This window comes from Nostoc sp. (assembly GCF_036917275.1).
In the GTDB taxonomy this organism is placed as follows: domain Bacteria; phylum Cyanobacteriota; class Cyanobacteriia; order Cyanobacteriales; family Nostocaceae; genus Nostoc.
Map to the genome: position 1 here is coordinate 1 of NZ_JBALDF010000025.1, position 3,792 is coordinate 3,792.

The 3,792-nt window shown below is 41.5% G+C and carries 4 protein-coding genes and 1 pseudogene; 2 read left to right on the forward strand and 3 right to left on the reverse strand.

What is annotated here, in order from left to right; all coding sequences use genetic code 11:
* Nucleotides 1–266: 266 nt before the first annotated feature.
* Nucleotides 267–611 carry a hypothetical protein gene (locus tag V7K35_RS09070; protein WP_335078176.1) on the reverse strand — a complete coding sequence of 115 codons (345 nt, stop codon included), beginning with the start codon at nt 609–611 and terminating at the stop codon, nt 267–269.
* A gap of 385 nt (nt 612–996) precedes the next feature.
* Here V7K35_RS09070 and V7K35_RS09075 point away from each other — a divergent pair, with 385 nt between their 5' ends.
* Nucleotides 997–1,839 carry an SPFH domain-containing protein gene (locus tag V7K35_RS09075; protein WP_335078178.1) on the forward strand — a complete coding sequence of 281 codons (843 nt, stop codon included), beginning with the start codon at nt 997–999 and terminating at the stop codon, nt 1,837–1,839.
* Here V7K35_RS09075 and folP read toward each other — a convergent pair.
* Nucleotides 1,836–2,696 (reverse strand): dihydropteroate synthase, encoded by an 861-nt coding sequence (gene folP, locus V7K35_RS09080; RefSeq protein WP_335078180.1) that lies wholly within the window; start codon nt 2,694–2,696, stop codon nt 1,836–1,838. The two genes, V7K35_RS09075 and folP, sit on opposite strands and share 4 nt — an antisense overlap.
* A gap of 52 nt (nt 2,697–2,748) precedes the next feature.
* A complete protein-coding gene (gene tpiA / locus V7K35_RS09085) occupies nt 2,749–3,480 on the reverse strand; it encodes a triose-phosphate isomerase (protein ID WP_335078182.1) in 732 nt (243 codons plus the stop codon).
* An 88-nt stretch (nt 3,481–3,568) separates the two neighbouring features.
* Here tpiA and V7K35_RS09090 point away from each other — a divergent pair.
* Nucleotides 3,569–3,792: pseudogene (locus tag V7K35_RS09090) on the forward strand (hypothetical protein); the annotation flags it as partial.

Below are 3,792 nucleotides of genomic sequence, written 5' to 3' on the forward strand. Positions count from 1 at the left end.
CCGCCCAACGCAGTGGCTCCCCAATCTTCGGGGAGGGTTAGGGTGGGGTAAAAAATATTTGATACATCAATCATGACTTTTCAAACATCCTCTTAACTTCTTATTTTTTTCTTCGTGTTCTTTGCAACGGCAGTTGCCCCAACTTTGGGAAAGTTCACAACACGCTGCCTCCCCTTTGCGGTTCTTTCCTCATATATGGTACATCTTCATACAGAATTGGTATTAGCTACTAATAAACATGAGAAGATAGATTATATTTACAAATTTTAAAAGTTGATTCTGCCCTCATTCAATAATTTATATCCAGATGCTAATGCGGCAAAAGCAATTATGAAATTCCATAAGCTAGTTGGCTTTAAAACAACTCCACCGCTTAAAAAAACTAGTACTATGCCAATGCCTAGAAAAATCCATCCCAAGTTACCAGTTTCTCTACGAAAAAAAACTAATGCAAATACACCTGTCATAGTTGCTAAAACTGAAGCTGTAGCAGGTAAACTACCGAAAAAATATGAATAGTAACTGCTAACAAATATGATATTTTGACCAAAAAAGTATAAGCCGATGAAAAGTAGGATTAAACCTATAAGTTTGATTAACAACCTGCCCATAATATTTTTACATTTTTAATGGCTGAAGCCAATTTAAATCCGATTATAGTGGAGTTTTTAAAAATATCATAAATTTTACATTAAATTATGTAATATTGCGTGAATATACTGAATCACTTCCCGGTTGTCTGAAGATATCAGTACAAATAATGTTGATTAGATAAACTAGTCCTTGCCAGGGTGTGATCAAGGTGCTTTAATAGCGATCGCATTCTGCGAAACTCTCGTACTTACAAAATATGTACAAGCCGTGCAGCAACTCGACATCAGACATCGCTGCTAGTGTTGATAAAATTACAGACTCAAAACATTAAACTCAAAGATATGACAAGCTAGTAGCATATCCTTGACACTAAATTCTCCCAAAAGCTGAATAGGAGTATATATGGAGCCAATCATTTTTATAGTTTTAGTGCTTATAGGTTATGCCTTAGGTTCTGCAAAACTGATTAATCAAGGTAATGAAGCCCTAGTCGAACGCCTGGGGCGGTATCATCGGAAACTTAAACCTGGGCTGAACTTTATTGTTCCCTTGGTCGATCAGGTTGTGATGGAAGATACTACACGAGAGCAGTTTTTAGACATTAAACCTCAGAATGTGATCACCCAAGATAATATTTACGTAGAAGTGGATGCTATTGTCTACTGGCGCATTAGAGATATTGAGAAAAGCTTTTATGCTATTGAGGATCTGCAAGGGGCACTGACACAGGTAACTACAACCACGCTCCGGGAAATCATTGCCCAAAACACCCTAGAGCAGACCAATGTCTCCAGGGCGGAGATGGACACAGCCCTCTTAGACCAGTTGAATAATATAACGGTAGATTGGGGAATTGATATTCTCCGGTTAGACCTTCAGAGTATTACACTACCTGAGAGTGTACGAAAATCGAGAGAAGAGGAGCAAGCCGCTGTAATCAAAAAACGGGCGCTGATTACCGAAGCAGAAGGGGAAAAGGAAGCTGCCATTAAAAAAGCAGAAGGCACTATGGCTTCAGTGCAAATCATTTCTCAAGCTCTCCGTTCCAATCCAGATAGTAGGGACATTTTGCGGTATCTTGTAGCTCAAGATTACGTAGATGCTAGCCAAAAACTTGGTGAGAGCAGTAATGCCAAAATTGTCTTTGTAGACCCAGCCAACTCAACTGAAATGTTTCATGAGTTGATTAATGAGTCGATAATGACAGAAGGTCACAGCAAAAAATCCGAAAACGGTAATACTTAATAGTCACGCTGTGCAGCTTGTCTCAGTAGCGCATCGGCTACTAGTGAAACCTCGCGCATTTCTTGAACATCGTGAACTCGCAGAATATCAGCACCATTAAAAATAGCAGCACAACAAGCTGCTGCCGTTCCCCAAACTCGCGCTTTTGGATCTGGTTGATTTAAAATGCGACCAATGAAACTTTTTCGAGATGCTCCTACCAAGATAGGGCAGTTGAGTGGTATGAGCGATCGCAAGCCGTGAAAAATTTCTAAATTTTGCTCATAGTTCTTAGCAAACCCAATACCAGGATCAATAATAATTTTATCCCGCTCAATGCCTGCAACAGTTGCTACCCCAATTTGCCGAGCCAAAAAACTATAAATCTCTCCCAGCAAATCTTGATAATCAGTCTGTTGTTGCATTGTCTGTGGCGTTCCCCGGATGTGCATTAAAATTATCGGCACACTTAACTCTGCCACTGTTGGCAACATTTCTAAATCAAAAGTGCCGCCAGAAATATCATTAATAATATCCGCTCCAGCTTCTACAGATGCCCTAGCTACAGCAGCACGAGTTGTATCTACAGAAATCGGGACTGAAATTTCTGGTCTTAGCACCTGTAACACTGATAGTACTCGGTCAAGTTCCTGTGCCAGAGTTATTTGCTTTGCCCCTGGTCGAGTTGATTGACCGCCCACATCGATAATGTCAACACCAGCAGCTACCAGTGCTTGCGCCTGTACTAGAGCAGCAGAGGTAGTATTAAACTCACCCCCATCGCTAAAGCTATCAGGCGTCACATTCAAAATGCCCATCAAATAAGTCCGCTGTCCCCACTCAAAACAGCGTCCTCGAATTATCAAGTTGCTTGACATAAATCTACATTAGGCATTCCCATGCAGAGCATGGGAACGAGAAGAAGGCACATTACACTGACTGAAAATTCACAATCCGAGCGAAACTCTCAGGTTCTAGACTTGCTCCTCCCACTAAAACACCATCAATTTCTGGTTGAGCCATGATTTCATCAATATTATTTGGCTTGACTGAGCCGCCATATTGAATTGATACATTCGGATTACTCAACTTGCTCCGAATTAAGCCAATTATCCGATTCGCCTCCGTTGCTTCACAGGTATCACCAGTACCGATCGCCCAAATAGGTTCGTAGGCAATCACCAAATTTTCCTGATCAATATCTAGCAAGCCTTTGTCGAGTTGGAGAGTAATGACTGATTCAGCTTCTCCCGCATCTCGTTGTTGTTTAGTTTCGCCAACACATAAAATTGGGGTCAAACCAAACCTTTGAGCAGCTCGGACGCGCAGATTAACGGTTGCATCCGTTTCGCCAAAGTATTGCCTTCGTTCACTATGACCGACAATCACAAAGCGCACACCAATTTCTGTAAGCATTGGGCCAGAAATCTCGCCTGTATAGGCTGCATATTCTTCCCAATGGACATTTTGTGCCCCCAGGTGGATGAGGCTACCGTGCAAACTCTGGGACAAAAGGCTTAAATCAGTGAAAGGAGGGCACAATATCACTTCTCGCCCTTCGGGGCTTTCGTCTAAGTAGGGCAGAAATCCTTTTAAAAACTCCTGGGTCTCTGCCTGGGTTTTGAACATTTTCCAGTTGCCGGCAATAACGATTTTCCGCACAGGTAATTTAGTCAAGATCCTAACGAGTTATTTAGATGCATTTTTCAGTTTATGACTTTTTGTTAGCCATTAGTTCACTAGTTGGGCATTGGGAATAGGGGATGAGTCTTTAATACTCGCTGACGAGTCTTTAATACTCGCCGACGAGTCTTTGATACTCGTGAATGAGTCTTTGATACTCGCCGACGAGTCTTTGAACTTCGTTAATGAGTCTTTAATACTCGTGAATGAGTCTTTGAACTCCGTTAATGAGTCTTTGATACTCGCCGACGAGTCTTTGATACTCGTGAATGAGTCTTTGAACTCCGTTAA

Bases quoted from the DNA above. Each gene is read 5' to 3' on its own strand.
- V7K35_RS09070 (WP_335078176.1), bottom strand. From the start codon at position 611: ATGGGCAGGTTGTTAATCAAACTTATAGGTTTAATCCTACTTTTCATC.
- V7K35_RS09075 (WP_335078178.1), top strand. From the start codon at position 997: ATGGAGCCAATCATTTTTATAGTTTTAGTGCTTATAGGTTATGCCTTA.
- folP (WP_335078180.1), bottom strand. From the start codon at position 2,696: ATGTCAAGCAACTTGATAATTCGAGGACGCTGTTTTGAGTGGGGACAG.